The sequence below is a fragment of the Saccharopolyspora oryzae genome, from assembly GCF_027853915.1.
GTDB lineage: Bacteria > Actinomycetota > Actinomycetes > Mycobacteriales > Pseudonocardiaceae > Saccharopolyspora > Saccharopolyspora oryzae.
In genome coordinates, this window is record NZ_JAQGLA010000016.1 from 71,373 (window position 1) to 93,532 (window position 22,160).

The following is a 22,160-nucleotide window of genomic DNA, read 5'->3' on the forward strand; positions in this document are numbered from 1 at the left end:
TCAATGGCGATCAGTGTCTTCGACCTGTTCTCGGTGGGCATCGGGCCGTCGAGTTCGCACACCGTGGGGCCGATGCGGGCGGCCAAGCGGTTCGCGCGGCGACTGCGCGATGAGGGCCGGTTGCTGCAGGTCACACGGGTCAAGGCGGAGTTGTTCGGTTCGTTGGGGGCGACCGGTCACGGGCATGGCAGCCCGAAGGCGGTGCTGTTGGGCTTGGAGGGCCACAGCCCGGAGGTCGTGGATCCGGCCGCGGTGGCGGACCGGGTGGTCGAGATCGGTGCGACGGGGCGGTTGCGCCTGGACGGGACGCATGAGATCCGGTTCAACGGTGATCGGGATCTGGTGATGCACCGGCGCAGGTCGTTGCCGGTGCATCCGAACGGCATGCGGTTCACCGCTTTCGCCGGGGACGTCGAGCTGGACAGCGCGGTGTACTACTCGGTGGGTGGTGGTTTCGTCGTCGACGAGGACGCGACGGGGTCCGACCGGATCAAACCGGACGAGACCGAGTTGCGGCTGCCGTTCCGCACCGGTGTGGAGCTGCTCGAGCGCACCGCGGAGTCGGGTTTGTCGATCAGCGGCGTGATGCTGGCCAACGAGTTGTCCTGGCGTGGCGAGGATGCCGTGCGCAAGGAGCTGTTGGAGATCTGGCACGTCATGCGGGAGTGCGTGGACAACGGCTGCCGCAACACCGGTGAGCTGCCGGGCGGGTTGAAGGTCAAGCGGCGGGCCGCGGAGCTGGCCGGGTCGTTGACCGCGCAGGACGATCCGCTGGAGTGGGTCACGCTGTTCGCGCTGGCGGTGAACGAGGAGAACGCGGCCGGTGGGCGGGTGGTGACCGCGCCGACCAACGGTGCGGCCGGCATCGTCCCGGCGGTGCTGCACTACTACACCCGGTTCGTGCCCGGTGCGGACGATGATGGTGTGGTGCGGTTCTTGCTGGCGGCCGGGGCTGTCGGGGTGTTGTTCAAGGAGAACGCCTCGATCTCCGGCGCGGAGGTCGGGTGCCAGGGCGAGGTCGGTTCGGCGTGCTCCATGGCCGCGGCCGGGCTGGCCGAGGTGCTCGGCGGGACGCCGCGTCAGGTGGAGAACGCAGCCGAGATCGCGATGGAGCACAACCTGGGGCTGACCTGCGATCCGATCGGCGGTCTGGTGCAGATCCCGTGCATCGAGCGCAACGCGGTGGCCTCGGTCAAGGCGATCACGGCGGCGCGGATGGCGTTGCGCGGTGATGGCAACCACTTCGTCTCGCTGGACAAGGTGATCAAGACGATGCGGGAGACCGGCCGGGACATGAAGGTCAAGTACAAGGAGACGGCCCGCGGCGGACTCGCGGTCAACGTCATCGAATGCTGAACCGGCGCGGGCGCGGGGACTTTCCCGCGCCCGCGCTCAGGCTTCGACGAACTTCAGGCCGGCGATGCCGACCACGATCAGCGCCAGGAACGCCAGGCGCGGCCACGTCGCGGGTTCGCCGAGCGCGAGCATGCCCACGACGGCGACGCCGACCGTGCCGATGCCGACCCAGATCGCGTAGGCGCTGCCGACCGGCAGGTGCTTCAACGCCACTGACAGCATCCCGAGGCTGATCATGGCGACCCCGATCCCCACGACCGCGGGCCACAGCCGGGTCATGCCTTCGGCGTGCTTCAACGCCAGCGACCAGACGATCTCGAGCAGTCCGGCGACGACGAGGACGACCCAGGGCATCGCGGTTCCTCCCGTCCTCAGGCGTTGGCGCCGGCGTCGACCGTGATCGAGGTGCCGGTGATGTTCCGGCCGGATTCGCCGGCCAGGTGCGAGACGGTGGCCGCGATGTCGGCGGGGGTCGAGTAGCGGCCGAGCGCGGTCAGCGCCCGCTCGGCGTCGGCATCCGCCCCGTCGGCCGGGTTCATCTCGGTGTCCGTGGAGCCGGGGTGGACCACGTTGGCCGTGATGCCGCGCGGGCCCAGGTCGCGGGCGAGGCCCTTGGTGAAGCCGGTCAACGCGGACTTGCTCAGCGAGTACAGGCTCAGGCCGGGGCCGGGAACCCGTTCGGCGAGGTTGCTCCCGATGTTGATGATCCGGCCGCCCTCGGGCAGGTGCTCGACAGCGGTCCGCACGGCCACGAACACCGCGCGCACGTGGACCGCGACGGTCTCGTCGAACTGCTCGAGGCTCAGCTCGTCGATCGGTGCGTAGGTGAAGATCCCGGCGTTGTTGACCAGGACGTCCAGCCGGCCGAATTCGTCGACCGTCCGCCGCACCGCTCGCGCCACCGCGTCGACGTCGGAGGCCGGGGCGGCGATCGCCAGGCCTCGGCGACCGGTCTCCTCGATCTTCCCGACGACGGCAGCGGCCCGTTCGGCAGCGGTGTTGTAGGTGATCGCGACGTCGGCGCCGTCGGTGGCCAGTCGTTCGGCGATACCGGCGCCGATCCCGCGCCCGCCGCCGGTCACCAGTGCGACCTTGCCTGTTAGAGACCCCATGAGCACCTCATTTTTCTATATCGAACGATATATAAATGGCTAGCACGGGTTACCCTGGGCGTCAACGGAGGGAACTGCGGCGTCGACCGGGATGATGACCGCGCCGAGATCGGAGGAGGGTGCGATGCCGCCGCCAGGTCGCCCGCGCAGTTTCGACCGCGAAGCCGCGCTGCAGGCCGCGATGCTGCTGTTCTGGGAGCGGGGTTACGAGGCGACGGCGCTGAGCGACCTCACCAGGGCGATGGGCATCAGCTCACCGAGCCTCTACGCGGCATTCGGCTCCAAGGAGGCGCTGTTCCGCGAGGCGATCGCGCTCTACAACAGCGCCGAAGAAGCAGTGGGCGAGCATTCGCTCCAGAAGCACCCGACCGCGCGCCAGGCGATCGAAGCCATGCTGCGCGACAACGCCGACGCCTATGTGGACCCGAGCACGCCGAGGGGGTGCATGGTCGTGCTCTCGGCGACCAACTGCGGCCCGGACAACCAGCGCGTCCAGGAATTCCTGGCCGAGTGCCGCGAAAGCGACTACCGGGCGGTGCACTCGCGGCTGGAACGCGCGGTCGCCGAAGGTGACGTGCCGGCCGGTGCGGACATCGCGGCGATCGCCTCGTTCTACCTGACCGTGCTGCAGGGCTTGTCGATCCAGGCCCGAGACGGCTGTTCCCGCGAAACCGCGCACGCGATCATCGACTGCGCGATGGTGGCGTGGCCCGGCCTGGTCGGCGCATCGGGATAGTCCACACTGGACGCCGGGTCAGGCGAACAGGATGTAGGCCAGGCCGGTGCAGCCCGCCAGCACGGCGAGCGCGGTCATCGCGGCAGGTAGGGCGCCACCGGGGAGCGGAGCGCGGGCGTGCAGTCGTCGTTCGCTGGTCAGGTGTCGACGCCAGACCAGCCAGGTGATGGCGAGCCCGAGCGGCAGCGCCAGCACCGCGAAGATCAGCGCGGCCACGAGGTTCTCGTGCCCCACGAGGCGCAGCAGCACCAACATCCCCACGATGAACGCGAGTGTCGTCCGCAACCAGGCCAGGGTGGTGCGCTCGATCTGCAGGCCCGGATCCCACGGGCCGTCCGGCCGGTCCGCCACGATCAGATCCCGGTGACGAACAGCAGGACGCAGGCGGCCACGCCGATCACGCCGAGCCCGTACCCGAGCACCGGCGCGAAGCGCGGCGCGGGCAGCGGACGCCCCTGCCGCAAGGCGCGCTCGGTGGACATCCACCGGGCGAAAGCCGTTGCGCTGCACAGCACTCCGGCGAGCAGCAGCATCACCGCGAGAGCGGTCCGGAGTGGATTCGGGCGGTCGACGACCGCGTTGAGCGCCTCCAGTCCGACGCCACCGGCCATCAGCGCCAGCGCGGTGCGGATCCAGGCCAGGAAGGTGCGCTCGTTGGCGAGGGTGAACCGGGGATCCGGTTCCTCGCCCTGCTCGTAGAGCCGCTTCGGCCAGCGCGGATCGTCAGCTTCCCGGTCGGTCTCCATGCGCTCACGGTAACCCGAGCGCGGAGCGTGACCGCGCCGTCGGGCCCCGCGAGCTGCGGGGCCCGACGTCGCAGGTCAGAAGGCGAACACCTTGCCCGTTGACGCGTCCGCCACGCACTGGTTCGAGTACGTCTTCTCGAACGTCACCGGTCGTCCTTGCCAGGTGCCGCGCGCGCTGTAGGTCACCGGCTGGTAGTTCAGGTTGCAGATCGCTTGGCCTGCCGTCAGCTGGTTCAGGTCGCCGTTGACCGCCTCGAGCGTCTGGCACGCCGAGCCGGCGTTCGGGTGCGTGCCGCCTGCCGGATGACAGCTCAGCACCACGTTCCGCGGGAGTTCGTCGCGGTTCTGGCCGCTGACGGTGAGGTGCAGCGTGCTCCCGGCCTGCTCCGCCGCGGGTTCCGCGTTGGCCATCGCCGGGACGAGTGCAGCGCCTGCGAGGGTCGCTGCGGCGAGGAAGGTGCGGCCGGTGAGCCGTGTGTCAACCATCTCGTCGATCCTCCTGGGTTTGGAGAGACATTCCGCTTCCCTTTATCGCCGCGGCCCTTCGAAGTGCGGCACCAAGCGCACCTGGACCACCGGAAAGGGGTTCGCCCGGCCAGGGTTGCTGCACGAACCGTCACAGAACGGACGTCGTTGACGAGATCCGGCATCGCTCGACCGAGCGGCGCTGCGCGAAAAGGTGGTGGACCTTTCGACGATCTCTGCGCCATCGTGAGGCGCGGACCCCGCGGCGATCGCTCCCGGGGCGCTTTCGCGAGGGACAGGAGACCAGATGGCATCGGCACCCGCGGGTCCGGACCGCGTCGCGGTGCGCAAGGCCGCGTTCGCGAGCGCGGTGGGCAACACGATCGAGCTCTACGACTTCCTGATCTACGGCACCGCGGCGGCCGTGGTGTTCAACAAGCTGTTCTTCCCCTCCGGAGACCCGTGGGTGGGCGCGCTGCTGGCGTTCGCCACCTTCGGCGCCGGGTTCCTGGCCCGGCCGCTGGGCGCCGCGGTCATCGGGCACTTCGGCGACCTGGTGGGACGCAAGCGGATGCTGGTGATCACGCTGAGCGTGACGGGCGTGTGCACCGCGCTGATCGGCCTGCTGCCCACCTACCAGCAGGTCGGGGTGTGGGCGCCGCTGCTGCTGGTGACGTTGCGCCTGGTGCAGGGCTTCTTCCTCGGCGGCGAGCAGGGCGGCGCGGTGCTGATGGCGGTGGAGCACGCGCCGCCGAACCGGCAGGGCTGGTACGGCGGGTGGACCTTCCTGGGCTCGCCGACCGGGATGTTCCTGGCCACCGGTGCTTTCGCCGGGGCGACCGCCCTGTCCGGCGACGAGTTCCTCACCTGGGGTTGGCGGGTGCCGTTCCTGGTCAGCCTGGTGCTGGTCGGGGTGGGGTTGTACGTGCGGTTGCGGCTGGCCGAGAGCCCGGAGTTCGCGAAGATCCGGCAGCGCGGTGAGCGGGCGAGGATGCCGGTCGCGGAGGCGTTCTCGAAGTCCTGGCGGCAGATCCTGCTGTCGGCCGGGGTGAACCTGGGCTTCAACACGTTCATCTTCATCCTGACCACGTTCCTGCTGACCTACGGCACCGAGAAGCTCGACGTGACCCGGGACGTGATGCTGCTGGGCAGCCTGTGCGGATCGGCGGCGCAGATCGCCGGGATCCTGCTGTTCTCCCACCTCTCGGACCGCCTCGGCCGCACGCGGGTGATGCTCGGCGGCGGGATCTTCCTCGCGCTGTACGCGTTCCCGATGTTCTGGCTGCTGGACACCGCGGACCCGGCGCTGATCGTGCTGGCGATGACCCTGGGCTACGCGGGGTCGGCGGCGGTCTTCGGCCCGATGGCGGCGTTCTGCGCGGAGCTGTTCGCCACGAAGGTCCGCTACACCGGCGTGTCCTTGGGCTACCAGAGCGGTTCGGTGCTCGGCGGCGGCTTGTCGCCGGTCGTGGCGACGGCACTGCTGGGCCTGTCCGGCGGGGCGTCCTGGCCGATCGCCGCGTACCTGGTGATCGGCGCGCTGATCACGGTGACCTGCCTGGTGATCACCGGTGAACCCACCCGGTGGGCCCGGGCCGACGAGCCCGAACCCGCGCAGGTGTGAGGAGTCCGGGGGGGCGGGCGGTGCGCCCGCCCCCGTCAGATCTGCTGGGTCAGGTTCACCGCGTTGCCGTCCGGGTCCTTGATGTGCGCGACGCGCTGGCCCCACGGCATGTCGTTGGCCGGCCCCATCACCTGCCCGCCGGCCGGTTCGACCCGTTCGAGCAGCTCGTCGACGTCGTCGACGCTGAAGCTCAGCAGGACCCGGCCCGGCTCGCCGACCTCCACGTCCCCGTTGTTGACCAGCCCCAGCCGGTCCCCGTCGATGTCCAGGTCGATGAAGAACGTGGGCCCGTCCTCGGGCATGCGCACGATCTCCTGGGCGCCGAGCAACTCCTGGTAGAAGCTCTGCAAACGGTCCAAGTCCGGTGTGATGACGATCGCTTGGATGGCCATGTGAATCCTTCTCGGTTCCGGGGCGGGTTCCACCGCAGTTTCAATTGAAACTGTGATCCTCCGTGGGGGAGGTCTGCAGTTTCAATTGAAACTGCGACTTCCGCGAACGGTCGTCGCGTCTGGGTGGACCCGGGTCGCGACCGAAAATCATCGGTCGTCAGGTGGTGTAGAGCTGGTCGATGACGTCGGCGTACTTCTCGTGGATCACCCGGCGCTTGAGTTTCAACGTCGGCGTCAGCTCGCCGTTCTCGACGCCCCACGGGTGCGCGAGCACCCGGTAGCGCTTGACCTGTTCCGGGCGGTTCAAGCGCTCGTTCGCGGCCGCCACCGCGGCGGCCACTTCGGCCTGGACCGCCGGGTGCTCGGCGAGTTCGCCCAGCGATGCGAAGGTGATGCCGCGTTCGCGCGCCCACTTCGGCGCCGTGTCCTCGTCGAGCACCAGCAGCGCCACCAGGTAGGGCCGGCGGTCGCCGAACACCAGCGCGTGCCCCAGCAGCGGATGCGCCCGCAGCGCGTTCTCCACCGCGGTCGGCGCGATGTTCTTGCCACCGGAGGAGATGATCAGCTCCTTCTTGCGATCGGTGATCGACAGGTACCCGTCCGCGTCGAGCACGCCGACGTCGCCGGTGTGCAGCCACCCGTCGATGTCGGTGACCGGCTCGATCGCACCGTCCGGTTCGAGGTATCCCGCGCACACCAGGGGACCGCGCACCAGCACCTCGCCGTCGTCGGCGATCCGCACCTCCACGCCCGGCAGCGCCCGGCCCACCGTTCCGGGGCGGTGCGCCCCGGCGCGGTTCGTGGTCGCGCAGCCGCTGGTCTCGGTCAGGCCCCACAGCTCGAAGATGTCCACGCCGATGCTGCTGAACAGGTCCAGCAGCTCGCGGTCGATCGGCGCGGCCCCGCTGGACGGCCATCCGGCGTGGTCCAGCCCGAGCCGGGTCCGCAGCCGCCGCCCGGCCCGCGAGCGCTGGTCGGGCGGGACGTCGCGGAACGCGGCGGCGAGCTTCTCCCAGACCCGGGGGACGGCGAAGAACAGGTACGGCCGGGTGCGCCCCAGCGCCGCGGCCAGCTTCTGCTGGTCGGCGCAGAAGTGCACGTGGGCGACGTCGTGGATGGCCGCGTAGATCCCCACCATCCGCTCGGCGATGTGCGCCAGCGGCAGGTAGCTGATCCGCGTCGAGTGCCGTTCGGCCTGCGTGGCCTGGTGCAGGGCGGCGGCCCCGAAGCAGATGTTGCGGTGCGTCACCACCACGCCCTTCTGCTGCCCCGTGGTGCCGGAGGTGTAGAGGATCGCGGCCGGATCCGCCGGGCGGACGGCTGCCGAAGCGCGCTGCACCAGCTCGGGATCCTCCCGCAGCCGCCGCTCGCCGAGCGCCCGCAGCCGGTCCCAGGTCCGGAACCGCTCGTCGGCCGAGACCATCGCCTCCTCGTCGAGCACCACGACGTGCTCGAGGTCGGAGGCGTTGCGCAGCGTCTTCGACCAGCGCCGCAGCTGGTCGGCACCGTCGAGCAGCACCACCTTGGCGCGGTTGTGGTGGGCGACGTAGTGCACCTGGTCCTGGCTGAGCGTGGGGTAGAGCGTGCACGGCACCGCGCCGAGGTGGGTGGCGGCGACGTCGATCAGCCAGTGCTCGACCCGGTTCGGCACCATGATCAGCAGCGGCTGGCCGCGCTGCAGGCCGAGCCCGGCGAGCCCGGCGGCCAGCACCTCGACCTCGTGGTGGGCCTGCGCCCAGGTCAGCGTGCGATCTCCGTCGGTCAGCGCGGGCTGCTGCGGGAACTCCGCGACGTTGCGCGAGAACAGCTGCGGGACCGTCGTTTCCAGCGCGGCGACCGCCCACGCCTCCGAATCCTTCATCGCTGCTGAGCTCCCCTCGACGTGCCCAGTACGACGTGAAAGCCGTGACGCGATGAAACCCCACCAAGTGCGGCGTTGGCCAGTGGGGAATTCGCCATTACCCCAGCAGGCCGAATCCGAGGTCGTCTGACAGACTCGTTGATCTTGTATTCGCCGCTAGCCGAACAGCCCAGTCTCGGCGCTTGCGCCGCCACGCAAAACGAGAGCTTCAGACAAGATTTCAGACGTGGTCGCGGATGACGTCGTTGACCGCGCGTTGGAAGCCGTTGACCAGGACCTGGATCGTCAGCGGGCGCAGCTGGTCGGTGGCGGCGCGGACGCGTTCGCGCTCGTCCTGCGGGCGGCCGCGTTCGACGTAGGGGCGCAGGACGTTCGCGGCGAACAGCTCGCGCAGGTCGGCGGCGATCTGCGCGGTGTGCTGCTCGACGATCGCCTTGGCCTGCATCAGCATCTCCGACGGCAGGTCCAGCTCGAGGATCTGCATCCCGACGCCGAGCATCGCCGGGCTGGGCACCCGCAGCTTAGTGGATCCGGGGATCCGCTGCAGGATGTCGAGCTCGACGAGCAGGTCGATCAGCTCGTCGTCCAGGTGCCGCCCGGTGCGGCGGTCGAGCTCGTGGCGGTCGAGGTCTTCGGCGTGCTCGTCGGTCCACGGGGCGATGAGCGCGCGCTGCAGGGCCAGCTCGTCCGGCGAGGCGTCCTCGGGCAGTCGCGCCAGGTGCCGCTCGATCGCCGACAGCGTGAAGCCGAGCGTCTGCAGCTCCCGGATGAGGTCGAGCCGGGCGAGGTGGTCCCCGCCGTAGAGCCCGAGCCGACCGCGCAGCCGGGGCGGCGGCAGCAGACCGCGCGAAGAGTAGAACCGCACGGTGCGCACGGTGACTCCGGCGCGGGCGGCCAGTTCGTCGATGGTGAGCTCTTCGTCCGCAGATCGGAGCATGCCGGCAACGTTACCCCCCAACCGCTGTAACACCAACGGTGTCGCATCAACGCTGCGAGCTGAGGACCTCCGCGAATGCGGTCCGGGCTCGCGCGCTGCTACGTCGTCCGGCGGAGGGGCAGTGCCCGTCGCACGCGCACGACCAGGAGCTGAACAGCGACTGCCGCTGCGGCGCTCAGCACGAACGCGGCACCGCCCACCGGGCGCACGAGCGCGGAGAGCAGGAGGCAGAACGGCGCGAAGCTGAAAAGGCTCGTGAGCGCTCCGGTCAACGTTCGGATCGCCGCCGCAGGACCGCTCTGCGCGTGGGAGAAGGCCACGACCACGCTGATCGCGATCGGGAAAGGTGCCAGCAGCCCGGTCCAGCTGGGACCGAGCGCGCCGGAGACCGTCGTCACGGTGATCACCAAGGTGCCGGTAGCGAGCGCGCGGCCGGGCAGGTCCCACGACGGCGAGGACTGCACCCGTTCGTCGAAGCGTTCTGGTTCGGCTTCCGGCAGGAGGACGATCGCGACCGTGGCTGCCGCCAGCGTGCACGCGAGCGCGGCGGGCCCGGTGACGTCGACGAACGACAGCGCGAAGTCCGAGAGCAGCACGGCGGCCCAGCTCGCGATCAACGTGACGAGCCATCCGAAGTGGCCGGCGACGTGCGAGAACACGACCGCGAACACGGCGATCGACACGAGTCCGAGCAGCGAAGAAGCGGCTGCGCGGCTGGTGAAGTCCGCGCCGTGCTGCAGGTGGGTGATGAACAGGATCGGCCCGGCGACGACGGGAAGCCCGACGAGGATTCCCGCGATCTCGGGTCCCCAACGGCGGCCTGCCAACGTCGACGAGACGACCAGGGCGGGCGAGAGGAACAACTTCAGCAGCAGCATTCCCACTTGCCAGCAGTCTGCCAGGGCTGACCGCCACCTGGGAGCCGCCGAACGGCCGACTGGACGCGGATGGCCTGTTCTCGGGGCAGGCCACCCGCATCCGCGGGCCTAGCCGGCTTGCCGGGTGGGCGCTTCTCGTCCGCGTTCGATGTCCGGGCCGCGGTAGAAGTCCTCCGGGATCTGCGCGAGCCTGGACGGGTGCACCTGCGGTCCGAGCCCGTAGAACTTCTGGAAGCTCATGATCAGCGGCCGCCAGGCGTTCGGGTCGATGCGGTCGGCGGTTCCCGCCATGCGGATCTCCTCGTGCACGTGAACGCGCTGGATGCGGGCCTCCACGGCCACGATCCCGCCGCGCTGCGCCTCGTCGTCCTCGGCCACCCGGTGCTCCGATTCGACGACCGCTTCCATCGCCACCGGGCATTCGGCCGCTCGCGGCGGCGCCACCGTTTCGGAGGCGACCGGCGTGAGCCCGGCGCGGCCGAACTTGTCGGGCTCGAACCGGTAGCCGCGCTCCTGCTTGTAGGGCGGAACCGGATCCGAACCCGTGGTCAGCGCCAGGCGGTCGACGACGTGCGCGAGCGAATCGGACGGCAGGTTCAGGACGCATTCGCCGGTGCGCCGGATGTTCTGGATCGTCTTCGAGCGGGCGCTCATCCCGAGCATTGCCCGCCAGCCGAGCCAGAAGGCCGAGGACATCGGGGCGAGGTTGGTGGATCCGTCTTCGTTGATCGTGGAGATGAGCACCACCGGCGTTCCGAAGTAGAGGATGCCGGGTTCGATCCGGGTGTGCGTCGAGGTCGTTGCCGTCATGCGATCCATCCTCGTGACGGATGCTGCCCCGGGCTGGCGGCAATCAGACCTCTCGTCCCGGGACGGCGGCCCGGAGTTCCCGCTGCAGGTACCGGTGTTCGGCGGTGCAGTGCAGGGGAAAAGCGAGTGACCCGGCCGGCAGCGCGAAAAGTACCGGACAATCGGCGGATCACGTCGCGGTGTCCGACGCGATCTCTTCCAGCGCCCGAATCACGCTCAGCACCAACCAATCGCAATGGTGCAGGTTCAACGACGCGCTGTTAGCGCGCGAAAAACTCGTTGGACAAGCTTGACTCACGATGTTCGACTGCGATGGCCTTTGCACGCTGCGGTCCTGGGAGACGTATGCAACGTTCAGCGGGCGCATCCATCCTGCTGGGGGTAGGGGCTTTCACCGTCGGAACATGTGAGCTGGTCCTGGCGGGGCTGCTGCCCGAAATTGGTGGATCGTTGGAGGTCTCTGTCGCGACGGCCGGACAAATCGTGACGGTGTTCGGGGTAACCGCCGCAATTTCAGGTCCGCTCCTGGCAGCATCGACCGTCCGATGGGCTCGTCGCCAGGTTCTGCTGCTGGCGCTCGGCGCGTACCTGGCAGGGACGGCTATCAGCGCGGTGGCTGGAACATTCGGCCTGCTGTTGGCGGCACAGGTGCTGGCAGCCTGCGGAGCAGGTCTGTTCTTGCCGACTGCGACTGTGACAGCGGCGAGTCTCGCCGGACCGGAACGCCGGGGGCGGGCAGTCGCGACCGTCACGACGGGCATGACGGTCGCGATTGCGGCGGGTGCCCCTCTCGGCACGGCGCTTGCGGCGCTGGTGGGGTGGCGGGCAACGATGGTCGCGCTGGCGGTGCTCGCACTGCTTGTCACAGCGGCTGCCCTGGTGTGGATCGCCCCCGCGCAGGCAACATCGGACGAGCTGGTCGGCCTGCGGCACCGTTTGTCCCCCTTGGTCGATCGTCGAGTGCTGGCGTTGTTGGCAACGACATTGGTCGCGTTCACCGCGATCTACGTTCCCTACACCTACATCTCGGTCGTTGCGGTAAATGCAACGGATGGGAACGGCCTCCGGCTGGCCAGCGTCTTGTCCGTTCTCGGCGTCGCTGGGATAGCTGGCAACCTGATGGCTGGCCGGCTCGCGGATCGGCTCGGGGGGCGACCGGTTGTCGCTGGTGCTCTTGTCGGCTTGGCGATCGTGTTCGTTCTGGCACCGTACTGGAGTACGACGTTTCCGACTGCGCTCCTGGCTGCGGCCGCGTACGGGTTTATCGGGTTCGGAGTCAGTGCGCCGCAGACCTATCGGCTCCTCGGCTTGGGTGGTCAGGCATCGCTCGCAGTGGCGCTCAACGGTGCAGCGCTGTACCTCGCGATCGCGCTGTCCGGTGTAATCGGTGGAATCGCGATCACAGCCTGGGGGACTGGTTGGCTCGGGGCTCTCGCGTCGACGATGGCGCTCGTAGCGTTGGGGCTTTCCGAGATCGCGCACCGGGTGACGTCGCATTCCGCTCTCAGCACGGGCGCATAGAGGACGTTCTGCCGGTCACGCGCAGCCGGGGGAGTGCCGAACTCCCGCGCACGTCGTCCAGCCGCGTTATGACTCCCCAGTCCGGAAAGCTCAACATGAGCGCCCCACGTCGGACCCCTGATCGGGTTCGGCGCGGGGCGCGTTCGTCGCTTCCGGCTAGTGTGCGAGCTCGTCGACCAGGCGGCGTAGTGGGTCGGCGAGTTCGGGGTGATCGCCCATGTCGGCGCGGCGCAGCAGGCGGGCAGCGACGTACAGCAGTGCGGTGGTGCCGGTCGGTATCCCGGCGACCTTGACTTGCGTTACACCAGCGATGTAACACTAAGAGCGTCGTGCTTCGTGTGTTGCGCGACACAGGCCGTGGAGAGGTGTGGCGTGACGCGTACAGGTGGACCGCTTGCCGGGGTCAAGGTCGTGGAACTCGCCGGGCTCGGTCCGGCGCCGTTCTGCGCGATGCTGCTGGCCGACCTGGGCGCCGACGTGGTGCGGGTGGACCGGCCGACGGCGTCCGGTGGGGGAGGGGACCTGCTCAATCGCGGCAAGCGGTCCGTGCAGGTGGACCTCAAGCACGAGCGCGGTGCCGAAGCAGTGCTCGCCCTCGCTGAACGGGCCGACGTGCTGCTGGAAGGACTCCGCCCCGGCGTCACCGAGCGGCTGGGCGTCGGCCCGGAGGACTGCTGGGCGGTCAACCCGAAGCTCGTCTACGGGCGGATGACCGGCTGGGGCCAGGAAGGTCCGCTGGCGCCGACCGCGGGCCACGACATCGACTACATCTCGCTCAGCGGCATGCTGCACGTCATCGGTCGAGAAGGCGGTCCGCCGCAGGTGCCGGCCAACCTGCTCGGCGACTTCGGCGGCGGCGCGATGTACCTGGCCGTCGGGGTGCTGGCGGCGCTGCTGGAAGCGCGCACCAGCGGTCGCGGGCAGGTCGTCGACGCGGCCATCGTGGACGGTGCCGCGCACCTCGGCGCGATGCTGTTCGGGTTCCTGGGCAGCGGCGGGTGGAAGACCGAGCGCGGCACGAACCTGCTGGACACCGGCGCCCCCTACTACGACGTCTACGAAACCTCCGACGGCGAGTACGTCTCCGTCGGCGCGCTGGAACCGCAGTTCTACGCCGAACTGGTGCAGAAGCTGGGCCTGGCCGACGAGGTGCCCGACCGCGACGACCCGGCGAACTGGCCGCGGCTGCGCGAGATCTTCGCCGAGACGTTCCGGCAGCGCACCCGCCAGGAGTGGACCGAGGTGTTCGACGGATCCGATGCGTGCGTGGCCCCGGTGCTGTCCATGACCGAAGCCGAGGAGCACCCGCACGTCGCCGCCCGCGAAACACTGGTGCGCCGCGACGGCGTGCTGCAGCCCGCCCCGGCGCCGCGGTTCAGCCGCACCCCCAACCCCGAGCCGGGGCCGGTGGCCACGCCGGGTTCGGACACCGAAGTCGTGGTGCGGGACTGGAAGATCTCGCGCGAACTGCTCGACTCGGGCGCCTTCGGCGCGAAGCACTGACCAGCACGGATCGAATGGAGGCGTGAACCGGATGCGCAGGGAGTTGTTCGAGCCCGAGCACGAGGCGTTCCGCGAAACGGTGCGCACGTTCGTGAACAAGGAACTCGTGCCGCACACCGAGGAGTGGGAAGCGGCCGGGATGGTCAGCCGGGAGGCCTGGCTGGCGGCCGGGTCGCAGGGGCTGCTCGGCTTCGCCGTCGACGAGCGCTACGGCGGTGGCGGGGTCGACGACTTCCGGTTCAACGTCGTCTTCGACGAGGAGCTGGTCGGCGCGGGCATCTCCGGTTTCGGATCCCCGCTGCACAACGACATCGTCGTGCCCTACCTGACCAAGCTCGCCACCGAGGAGCAGAAGCAGCGCTGGCTGCCGGGCTTCTGCTCCGGCGAGACCATCAGCGCGATCGCCATGACCGAGCCGGGCGCGGGCAGCGACCTGCAGGGCATCCGGACGACCGCGGTGCGCGACGGCGACGACTTCATCCTCAACGGGCAGAAGACGTTCATCACCAACGGCATCCTCGCCGACCTGGTGATCGTCGTCGCCCGGACCAACCCCGACGCCGGGCACGAGGGCATCAGCCTGCTGGTGGTCGAGCGCGGCATGGAGGGCTTCGAGCGCGGCCGCAACCTGGACAAGATCGGCCTGAAGTCGCAGGACACCGCGGAGCTGTTCTTCAACGACGTGCGGGTGCCCGCCGCCAACCTGCTCGGCGAGGAGGGCCAGGGCTTCATCTACCTGATGGAGAACCTGCCGCAGGAGCGCCTGTCGATCGCGGTCAGCTCGGCGGCCATCGCCGAGAAGGTCCTGGGCATCACCAAGGAGTACTGCAAGGACCGCACCGCGTTCGGCCGCCCGATCGGCAAGTTCCAGCACGTCCGCTTCGAGCTGGCGGAGATGGCCACCGAGGTCGAGGTGGGCCGGGTGTTCACCGACCGCTGCGTGCAGGACCACGTGCGCGGCGAACTCGACATCGAGCACGCGGCGATGGCCAAGTGGTGGCTCAGCGAGCTGAACAAGCGAGTGGTGGACCGCTGCCTCCAGCTGCACGGCGGCTACGGCTACATGACGGAGTACCCGATCGCCAAGGCGTTCCTGGACTCCCGAATTCAAACGATCTACGGCGGAACGACCGAGATCATGAAGGAGATCATCGGCCGCTCCATGGGCTTCTGAAAGAATTGTCTGAAGAACTCGTTTTGCGTGGCGGTGCGGGTGGCAGAACCTCAGACGCCGCCTGGCTGCGGGATCCCTTTTTTATGTATGCCAATACACGGCAAAAGGGCTGTCCTCGCCAGACGACGTCTGAGAACCCGCGGCGGTGCCAGCGCCGAGGGTGGGCTATGCGCCTGCGGCGCATCAAGACAAAAGATCAAAAACGAGGAACAAGAACCGGCGCTGAATGACCGCGAGTGCGCCGTCGGGCTCTAGCCGTCGGCGCACTTGCGTGGCAGGTTCGGTGGCATGGACTGGATCGTCGCTCCGGACGGGAACGGGCGGGCGCTGCCCGACGTCCTGCCGTCCTTGCTGGGCTCGATGGGGGTGGCCGGGTTCACCGACACGCTCGGGCTCCCGGAGTCCCGGCGCGCGGCGGCGCTGCTCGTCGACGGGCTCGGCAGCGACCTGCTGCGCGAGCACGCCGCGGACGCGCCGTTCCTGGCGAGCCTGCTGACCAGGCCGCCGCTGACAGCCGGGTTCCCCACCACCACGGTCACCAGCATCACCTCGCTCGGCACCGGCCGCTGCGCCGGTGAGCACGGGATCGTCGGCTACACCTTCGCCGAACCGTCCGGCGGTCTGCTGCACCCGCTGACCTGGGCGTCCCGCGATCTGCCGGACCGCCCGAGCATGCTGGAGAGCTGGCCGCCGGAGCTGGTGCAGCCGACGGAGACGGTGCTGGAGCGGGCCGCGGCGGCCGGGGTCGACGTCCGGACCGCGGTGCCGGCCGAGTTCGCCGGCAGCGGCCTGACCCGCGCCGCGCTGCGGGGCGGGGAGTTCCGCGGGCAACGCGCGCTGGGCGATCTGGCCGCCGAGATCCTGGATTCGCTCGACGCCGACGGGCCCGGCCTCTGCTACGGCTACCACGGCCACCTCGACTTCCTGGGCCACGTGCACGGCCCGGGTTCGCTGCCGTGGCGGCTGCAGCTCACCCAGCTCGACCGGCTCGTGGCGACGCTCGCCGAACGACTGCCGTCCGGCGCCGTGCTCGCGGTGATCGCCGATCACGGCATGGTCGAAGTCGATCCGGACACCGCGTTCGACGCCGACACCGATCCCGCGCTGAGCGGCGGGGTCCGGCTCCTCGGCGGGGAAGTCCGCGCCCGGCACGTCTACGTCGAACCCGGTGCGCGCGAGGACGTGCTCGCCGCGTGGCGCGAGCGGATCGGCGAGCACGGCCTGGTGCTGACCGGTGAGCAGGCGATCGACGACGGCTGGTTCGGCCCGGTGGTGTCCGACGCGGTGCGCCCGCGCATCGGCGACGTGCTGGCGATCATGCGCGTGTCCGGGGTGGTCCGGTCGGCGGCCGAGCCGGGGGAGGCCGCGCTGCGCGGTCAGCACGGTTCCCTGACCGCGGCCGAGCAGCTGATCCCGTTGCTGGTGCTGGGCGGCTGAGATGGGCGACGAGGGGTTGTTCGGGCCGCGGACCGTCACCTGGCACCTGCACGCCGACCCGGCGATGTGGATCGCCGGCGTGTGCAGCCTCTACCTGCAAGCCCTGCACCCGCGGGCCGTTGCCGCGGTGGTGCAGAACTCGCGGTTCCAGGACGATCCGCTGGGCCGCCTGATGCGCACCGGGAACTTCGTCGGGACAACGGTTTACGGCACCACCGCCGAAGCCGAGAAGGCGGCGGAGCGGGTCCGCGCCGTGCACCGCAAGCTGCGGGGGACCGACCGGCAGACCGGTGCGGAGATCAGGCTCGACGAGCCGGAGCTGCTGCTGTGGGTGCACTGCGCGGAGGTCTCGTCGTTCGCCGGTGTCGTCCGCCGCGCCGGATTCCCGCTGACCGCAGCACAATTGGACCGCTACTTCGACGAGCAGCGCCGTTCAGCCGCGCTCGTCGGCCTGGACCCCGCGGCGGTTCCCGGATCGAGCCGGGAGATGGCGGCCTACTTCGCCCGGATGCGCCCGCAGCTGCGCCGCACCGAGGACTCCGACCTGATCTACCGCTTCCTGCACCGCCCGTTCGCGCCCTGGTGGCTGCTGCCGGTGAACCTCGGCTACCTGCCGCTCGGGCACCTGGCGTACTCGGTGCTGCCGGACTGGGCCCGCCGGATCCACGGCCGCCCGGCGTACTCGCCGCCGGCGATCGCTTTGGGCCTGCGCAGCTTCCGCGCGGCGATGCTGGCGGTCCCGGACGAACTGCGCTTCCGCTACCCCGGTGGCCACGTGCAACGCGCTGTCGACCGCCTCGGCCGGGAAGCCCTGCCGAACCCCGCGGCCCTCACCGGCCGGTGACGCCCGGTCACCACTTGATCAACGACGGAACGTTCGCGGCCGCCATCTTGCGGGCGGGCCGGCGAGGAGGTTCCCTGCTCTGGTCACGGCAGGCGCGGCGGACGATGCTGGTCGTGTGCGACGAGGTGGCATCTTGTCCACCTCTTGTATCTATGTTGTGAACAACATATCGTTCCGGCTGGAACGGAACGGGTTTTCCGCACGACGGAATATCTCGGGAGGCTGAGCAATGCAGTCGACCAGCACCGCGCTCGACGAAGTCGCGCAGCGGTTCCGCACGGCGCTGCCGCCGGATCTGGTGATCACCGATCCGCAGCAGCTGCGCACCTACGAGTGCGACGGTCTGGCCAGCCACCGGGTCGTACCAGCCGTCGTGGTGCTGCCCGAGACCGCCGAGCAGGTCCGGGACGTCGTCCGGATCTGCGCCGAGCACGGAGTTCCCTTCGTGGCGCGCGGTTCCGGCACCGGCCTGTCCGGCGGGGCGCTGCCGCACGCGTCCGGCGTGCTGATCGTGACCGCGAAGATGCGGCGGATCCTGGAGATCGACCTGGCTAACGAGCGCGCCGTGGTGGAACCGGGCGTGATCAACCTCGACGTCACGCGGGCGGTGTCCGGCCAGGGCTACTACTTCGCCCCGGACCCCTCCAGCCAGCAGGTCTGCTCGGTCGGCGGCAACGTCGCGGAGAACTCCGGCGGCGCGCACTGCCTGAAGTACGGGTTCACCACCAACCACATCCTCGGCCTCGAAGTCGTCACCCCCGACGGCGACGTCGTCGAACTCGGCGGTGCGGCGCGGGAATCCGCCGGTTACGACCTGCTCGGCGCGTTCATCGGCAGCGAAGGAACGCTCGGCGTGGTCACCAAGATCACCGTGCGGCTGCTGCGCAAACCGGAGTCCGTGCAGACCCTGCTCGCCGGGTTCCCGTCGACCGACGAGGCAGGCGCGGCCGTGTCGGCGATCATCGCTGACGGCGTCACCCCGGCGGCGATCGAGATGATGGACGCGCTGGCCATCGAAGCCGCCGAGCAGGCCGTGCACTGCGGCTACCCGGAAGGCGCGGGCGCGGTGCTGGTCGTCGAGCTGGACGGCCCGGCGTCCGAGGTCGAGCACACGTTCTCCGAGGTCGAGCGGCACTGCGAAGCGCACGGCGCGTTCGAGATCCGCGTCGCCGCCGACGACCACGAGCGCGCGATGATCTGGAAGGGCCGCAAATCCGCGTTCGCCGCGGTCGGCCGGATCAGCCCCGACTACATCGTGCAGGACGGGGTGATCCCGCGGACGGCGCTGCCCGAGGTGCTCGGCCGCATCTCCCGGCTGTCCGCCGAATCCGGGGTGCGGGTCGCCAACGTCTTCCACGCCGGTGACGGCAACCTGCACCCGCTGGTGCTCTTCGACGACTCTGAGCCCGGCGCCAACGAGCGCGCCGAGCAGGTCTCCGGCGCGATCCTCGACCTGTGCATCGAGCACGGTGGTTCGATCACCGGGGAGCACGGCGTCGGCGCGGACAAGGTCAAGTACATGGGCCGCATGTTCACCGCCGACGACCTGGACACCATGCAGCGCCTGCGCTGCGCCTTCGACCCGGTGGGGATCTGCAACCCGGGCAAGGTCTTCCCGACGCCGAGGCTCTGCGGCGAGGTCCCGGGGCCGCGGCGCGGTGTGCACCCATTGACCGAAGCGGGATTGGCGGACCAGTTCTGATGCCCACCACGAGCAAGGACGCCCTGATCGCAGCACTGGGCGAGCAACACGTGCGCGACGCCGACGAATCCGACGCGATCTGCGGCGTCCGTCCACAGTGGGTGGCCACTGTGGACGGTACGGAGAGCGCGTCGGCGGCGATGGAGGTCGCTGCCGAGCACGGGCTGAAGGTGGTGCCGAAGGGCTCCGGCAGCAAGCTCGACTGGGGTGCCGCGCCGACCGCGGTGGACCTGGTGCTCGACATGTCGCCGGCCACCGGGATCGTCGAGCACGCGGCGGGCGACCTGGTCGTGCACGCCTTGGCCGGAACACCGATCTCGCAGGTCAACGAGGTCGTGCGGGCGGCGGGCCAGCAGCTCGCGATCGACCAGCCGCTGCCGACCGCGACCGTGGGCGGGGTGGTCGCCACGGCCACCTCCGGTCCGTGCCGGCACCTGTTCGGCGGGGTCCGCGACCTGCTCATCGGCATCACGGTAGTGCGCGCCGACGGCACGATCACCATCGCCGGCGGCAAGGTCGTCAAGAACGTCGCGGGCTACGACATCGGCAAGCTCTACACGGGTTCCTTCGGCACGCTCGGGGTGATCACCGAGGCGGTGTTCCGCCTGCACCCGGTCTCGGCCGAGCACCGCTGGATCTCGGCCACCGCAACAGATCCGTCGAGCGCCGCCGCGGTGGCCGATGCGATCCGGCACTCCCAGGCGATGCCCACCGCGATCGAGCTGAACCGCGTCGGGGACGGCCCGATCACGGTGTGCGGGCAGCTGGAAGGCCGCCCCGAAGCCACCCACGCCCGCGCCGCCGAACTGGCGGCCGTGCTCGGCGCCGAGGTCCTGGACCAGGCCCCGACGTGGTGGGGGAGCCACCCGTTCGACCCCGACGGGATCGGCCTGCGCGTGGCAGCCAAACCCGCTGACCTGCCGAAGCTGCTGGCCGCGATCCGAGAATCCGCCAACGGCCTCCCGGTGACGACCCGAGGCGCGGCCGGGCTGGGCGTGCTGCACGTCGGTCTCCCCGGCGACACCGACCCGGCCGCCGCCGCGGAGTTCGTCACCGCGCTGCGGAGCCGTAGCGAGTACGCGGTGCTGGAGCGCGCGCCGCGACCCGTCCTGGACGAGATCGACCCGTGGGGTCCGATCGCGCCGGGACTGCTGACCCTGATGCGCCGCACCAAGGACCAGTTCGACCCGGAGCACCGGCTCGCCCCGGGCCGGTACGTGGGAGGAATCTGATGACCGACACCCCGGCCCGCCCAGGTGCTTTCGACGCCCACCACCCGCCGCAGCGCGAACTCATCGACGACTGCGTGCACTGCGGCTTCTGCCTGCCGACCTGCCCCACCTACGACCTGTGGGGCGAGGAGATGGACTCGCCGCGCGGCCGCATCTACCTGATGAAGGAAGGCCTCGAGGGCGAGCCCATGACCGACACCATGGTCGGGCACTTCGACGCCTGCCTGGGCTGCATGGCGTGCGTGACGGCCTGCCCGTCCGGTGTCCAGTACGGCACCCTGATCACTGAAACCCGCGCGCAGGTGGAGCGGCACCACGAGCGCAGCCGCTGGGACCGCTTGATGCGCGCGGCGATCTTCACGATCTTCCCGTACCCGAAGCGCCTCAACGCCCTGCGCGGACCGCTGGCCCTCTACCAGCGCCTCGGCCTGGGCAAGCTGGTCAAGAAGTCCGGTCTGATGGCGAAGCTGCCCGAGGGTCTGCAGACGATGGAATCCCTCGCGCCGCCGATCAAGCGCGCCCCGAAGCTCGGGCACCGCGTCCCGGCCCGGGGCAAGCGGCGCGCGACCGTCGGCATGATCACGGGGTGCGTGCAGAGCGCGTTCTTCCCCGACGTCAACGCCGCCACGGCCCGCATCCTCTCCGCCGAGGGCTGCGACGTCGTGATCCCGCAGTCGCAGGGCTGCTGCGGCGCGCTCAGCGAGCACTCCGGCCGCGAGGAGGAAGCGGTGAAGTTCGCCCGCGACCTGCTCGACGTTTTCGAACGGTCCAGCGTGGACTACGTGGTCATCAACTCCGCAGGCTGCGGCTCGACGCTGAAGGAGTATCCGCGGCTGCTGCAGGACGACCCGGAATACGCGGCGAAGGCGGAGAAGTTCTCGTCCCGGGTGCGCGACATCGCCGAGCTGCTGGTCGAGCTGGGGCCGGTCGCCGAACGCCACCCGCTCCCGGTGGAGATCGCCTACCACGACGCCTGCCACCTCGCGCACGGCCAGGGCATCCGCTCCCAACCGCGAGAACTGCTGCGCGCGATCCCGGGCCTGGAGCTCCGCGAGATCAACCGCGGTGAGCTGTGCTGCGGCTCGGCGGGCGTCTACAACCTCCTCCAGCCGGAACCGGCCCGCGAGCTGGGCGACCGCAAGGCGGAGAACGTCCTGGCCACCGGCGCGCGCCTGCTGGTCACGGCCAACCCGGGCTGCTCGATGCAGATCCGCACGGCCCTGGAACGCCAGGGTGAACGCATGTCGATGGCCCACACGGTCCAGGTCCTGGACGCCTCGATCCGAGGCCTCCCCGTGGATTCCCTGCTGGACTGACCTGCAAGCGAAACGCCCCGCACCCTTCCGGATCCCGGTGGGGTGCGGGGCGTTCGTGCGGTGTGCCGCTTACTTGTTCACGGCTTCGCCGAGGGCCTTGGCGGGGGCGAACTTGACGACCTTCTTCGCCGCGATCTCGATCGACTCGCCGGTGGAGGGATTGCGGCCGGTCCGCGCAGGACGCTCCGCGACCTTGAACTTCCCGATGCCGGGCAGCGCGATCTCGTCACCGTTCTCCAACTGCTCGCCGACGATGAGACCAACGGCTTCGAGAACGCGCTGGGCCGTCGCCTTGGGGACGTCCACGTTCTCGGCGATGTCAGTGACCAGTTGGTCCTTGGTCAGGGCCATGTCCTCTTCCCCTCCGTGCTCTGCGCAGACCGGTGATCACCGATCGCGCAACATCCCTACCGCCCCCGACCAACACCAACAAACCCGAACCGCGCCCACACCACCCAGATTCATTCGAACGAGCGATCAACCACCGCACAAATCCGACACATCCCGGCCGCGG

General features: G+C 69.9%; 22 protein-coding genes. 11 read left to right on the plus strand and 11 right to left on the minus strand.

All coding sequences use genetic code 11. The features are described 5' to 3' along the window. The first annotated feature begins 3 nt into the window (after positions 1-3). Positions 4-1,356, plus strand: coding sequence for an L-serine ammonia-lyase (locus OU415_RS13750; RefSeq protein WP_270949106.1), 1,353 nt, complete (start codon positions 4-6; stop codon positions 1,354-1,356). Between the two features lie 36 nt (positions 1,357-1,392). On the opposite strand, the gene OU415_RS13755 is transcribed toward OU415_RS13750, so the two are convergent. Both OU415_RS13755 and OU415_RS13760 read right to left on the minus strand, forming a co-directional pair. Then, positions 1,393-1,710 (minus strand): DMT family transporter, encoded by a 318-nt coding sequence (locus OU415_RS13755; RefSeq protein ID WP_270949107.1) that lies wholly within the window; start codon positions 1,708-1,710, stop codon positions 1,393-1,395. Between the two features lie 17 nt (positions 1,711-1,727). Beyond that, a complete protein-coding gene (locus tag OU415_RS13760) occupies positions 1,728-2,468 on the minus strand; it encodes an SDR family NAD(P)-dependent oxidoreductase (RefSeq protein WP_270949108.1) in 741 nt (246 codons plus the stop codon). A 124-nt stretch (positions 2,469-2,592) separates the two neighbouring features. Here OU415_RS13760 and OU415_RS13765 point away from each other — a divergent pair, with 124 nt between their 5' ends. Next, positions 2,593-3,204, plus strand: a complete 612-nt coding sequence (locus OU415_RS13765) for a TetR/AcrR family transcriptional regulator (protein ID WP_270949109.1) — start codon at positions 2,593-2,595, stop codon at positions 3,202-3,204. 18 nt (positions 3,205-3,222) lie between these two features. On the opposite strand, the gene OU415_RS13770 is transcribed toward OU415_RS13765, so the two are convergent. From OU415_RS13770 to OU415_RS13780, 3 genes are all read right to left on the minus strand, one after another. After that, positions 3,223-3,555 (minus strand): DUF202 domain-containing protein, encoded by a 333-nt coding sequence (locus OU415_RS13770; RefSeq protein WP_270949110.1) that lies wholly within the window; start codon positions 3,553-3,555, stop codon positions 3,223-3,225. Positions 3,556-3,557: 2 nt separating this feature from the next. Beyond that, positions 3,558-3,950 carry a YidH family protein gene (locus tag OU415_RS13775; RefSeq protein ID WP_270949111.1) on the minus strand — a complete coding sequence of 131 codons (393 nt, stop codon included), beginning with the start codon at positions 3,948-3,950 and terminating at the stop codon, positions 3,558-3,560. A 75-nt stretch (positions 3,951-4,025) separates the two neighbouring features. Then, positions 4,026-4,436, minus strand: coding sequence for an SSI family serine proteinase inhibitor (locus tag OU415_RS13780; RefSeq protein ID WP_270949112.1), 411 nt, complete (start codon positions 4,434-4,436; stop codon positions 4,026-4,028). 286 nt (positions 4,437-4,722) lie between these two features. Between OU415_RS13780 and OU415_RS13785 the strand changes: the two genes are divergently transcribed. Further along, on the plus strand, positions 4,723-6,039 hold the full coding sequence (locus OU415_RS13785) for an MFS transporter (RefSeq protein ID WP_270949113.1): 1,317 nt from the start codon (positions 4,723-4,725) through the stop codon (positions 6,037-6,039). Positions 6,040-6,074: 35 nt separating this feature from the next. On the opposite strand, the gene OU415_RS13790 is transcribed toward OU415_RS13785, so the two are convergent. From OU415_RS13790 to OU415_RS13810, 5 genes are all read right to left on the minus strand, one after another. Continuing rightward, positions 6,075-6,431 carry a VOC family protein gene (locus OU415_RS13790; RefSeq protein ID WP_270949114.1) on the minus strand — a complete coding sequence of 119 codons (357 nt, stop codon included), beginning with the start codon at positions 6,429-6,431 and terminating at the stop codon, positions 6,075-6,077. 157 nt (positions 6,432-6,588) lie between these two features. Beyond that, on the minus strand, positions 6,589-8,292 hold the full coding sequence (locus tag OU415_RS13795) for an AMP-dependent synthetase/ligase (protein ID WP_270949115.1): 1,704 nt from the start codon (positions 8,290-8,292) through the stop codon (positions 6,589-6,591). A 220-nt stretch (positions 8,293-8,512) separates the two neighbouring features. Beyond that, a complete protein-coding gene (locus OU415_RS13800) occupies positions 8,513-9,229 on the minus strand; it encodes a MerR family transcriptional regulator (protein ID WP_270949116.1) in 717 nt (238 codons plus the stop codon). Positions 9,230-9,327: 98 nt separating this feature from the next. Beyond that, entirely contained in the window at positions 9,328-10,107 is a 780-nt protein-coding gene (locus tag OU415_RS13805; RefSeq protein WP_270949152.1) for a hypothetical protein, read from the minus strand. A gap of 108 nt (positions 10,108-10,215) precedes the next feature. After that, complete coding sequence (locus tag OU415_RS13810; RefSeq protein ID WP_270949117.1) at positions 10,216-10,917, minus strand: flavin reductase family protein; 702 nt, start codon at positions 10,915-10,917, stop codon at positions 10,216-10,218. Positions 10,918-11,262: 345 nt separating this feature from the next. On the opposite strand from OU415_RS13810, the gene OU415_RS13815 reads away from it, so the two are divergent. From OU415_RS13815 to glcF, 8 genes are all read left to right on the plus strand, one after another. Further along, positions 11,263-12,438, plus strand: coding sequence for an MFS transporter (locus tag OU415_RS13815; protein WP_270949118.1), 1,176 nt, complete (start codon positions 11,263-11,265; stop codon positions 12,436-12,438). 372 nt (positions 12,439-12,810) lie between these two features. Beyond that, on the plus strand, positions 12,811-13,941 hold the full coding sequence (locus tag OU415_RS13820) for a CaiB/BaiF CoA transferase family protein (RefSeq protein WP_270949119.1): 1,131 nt from the start codon (positions 12,811-12,813) through the stop codon (positions 13,939-13,941). Positions 13,942-13,972: 31 nt separating this feature from the next. Then, a complete protein-coding gene (locus OU415_RS13825; protein WP_270949120.1) occupies positions 13,973-15,115 on the plus strand; it encodes an acyl-CoA dehydrogenase family protein in 1,143 nt (380 codons plus the stop codon). A gap of 288 nt (positions 15,116-15,403) precedes the next feature. Then, the gene (locus tag OU415_RS13830; RefSeq protein WP_270949121.1) at positions 15,404-16,552 is read left to right on the plus strand and encodes an alkaline phosphatase family protein; all 1,149 of its coding nucleotides are present in this window, start codon (positions 15,404-15,406) and stop codon (positions 16,550-16,552) included. Between the two features lies 1 nt (position 16,553). Beyond that, on the plus strand, positions 16,554-17,396 hold the full coding sequence (locus tag OU415_RS13835; protein WP_270949122.1) for an oxygenase MpaB family protein: 843 nt from the start codon (positions 16,554-16,556) through the stop codon (positions 17,394-17,396). 229 nt (positions 17,397-17,625) lie between these two features. After that, positions 17,626-19,098: an FAD-linked oxidase C-terminal domain-containing protein gene (locus OU415_RS13840; protein ID WP_270949124.1), complete on the plus strand. Its 1,473-nt coding sequence runs from the start codon at positions 17,626-17,628 to the stop codon at positions 19,096-19,098. Further along, positions 19,098-20,330 (plus strand): FAD-binding oxidoreductase, encoded by a 1,233-nt coding sequence (locus OU415_RS13845; protein WP_270949126.1) that lies wholly within the window; start codon positions 19,098-19,100, stop codon positions 20,328-20,330. The genes OU415_RS13840 and OU415_RS13845 overlap by 1 nt, the downstream gene beginning before the upstream one ends. Then, on the plus strand, positions 20,330-21,646 hold the full coding sequence (gene glcF, locus OU415_RS13850) for a glycolate oxidase subunit GlcF (RefSeq protein ID WP_270949127.1): 1,317 nt from the start codon (positions 20,330-20,332) through the stop codon (positions 21,644-21,646). The genes OU415_RS13845 and glcF overlap by 1 nt, the downstream gene beginning before the upstream one ends. 69 nt (positions 21,647-21,715) lie before the next feature. Here the strand turns inward: glcF and OU415_RS13855 are convergent, their stop codons facing one another. Further along, the gene (locus OU415_RS13855) at positions 21,716-21,997 is read right to left on the minus strand and encodes an HU family DNA-binding protein (RefSeq protein WP_270949128.1); all 282 of its coding nucleotides are present in this window, start codon (positions 21,995-21,997) and stop codon (positions 21,716-21,718) included. Positions 21,998-22,160: the final 163 nt, after the last annotated feature.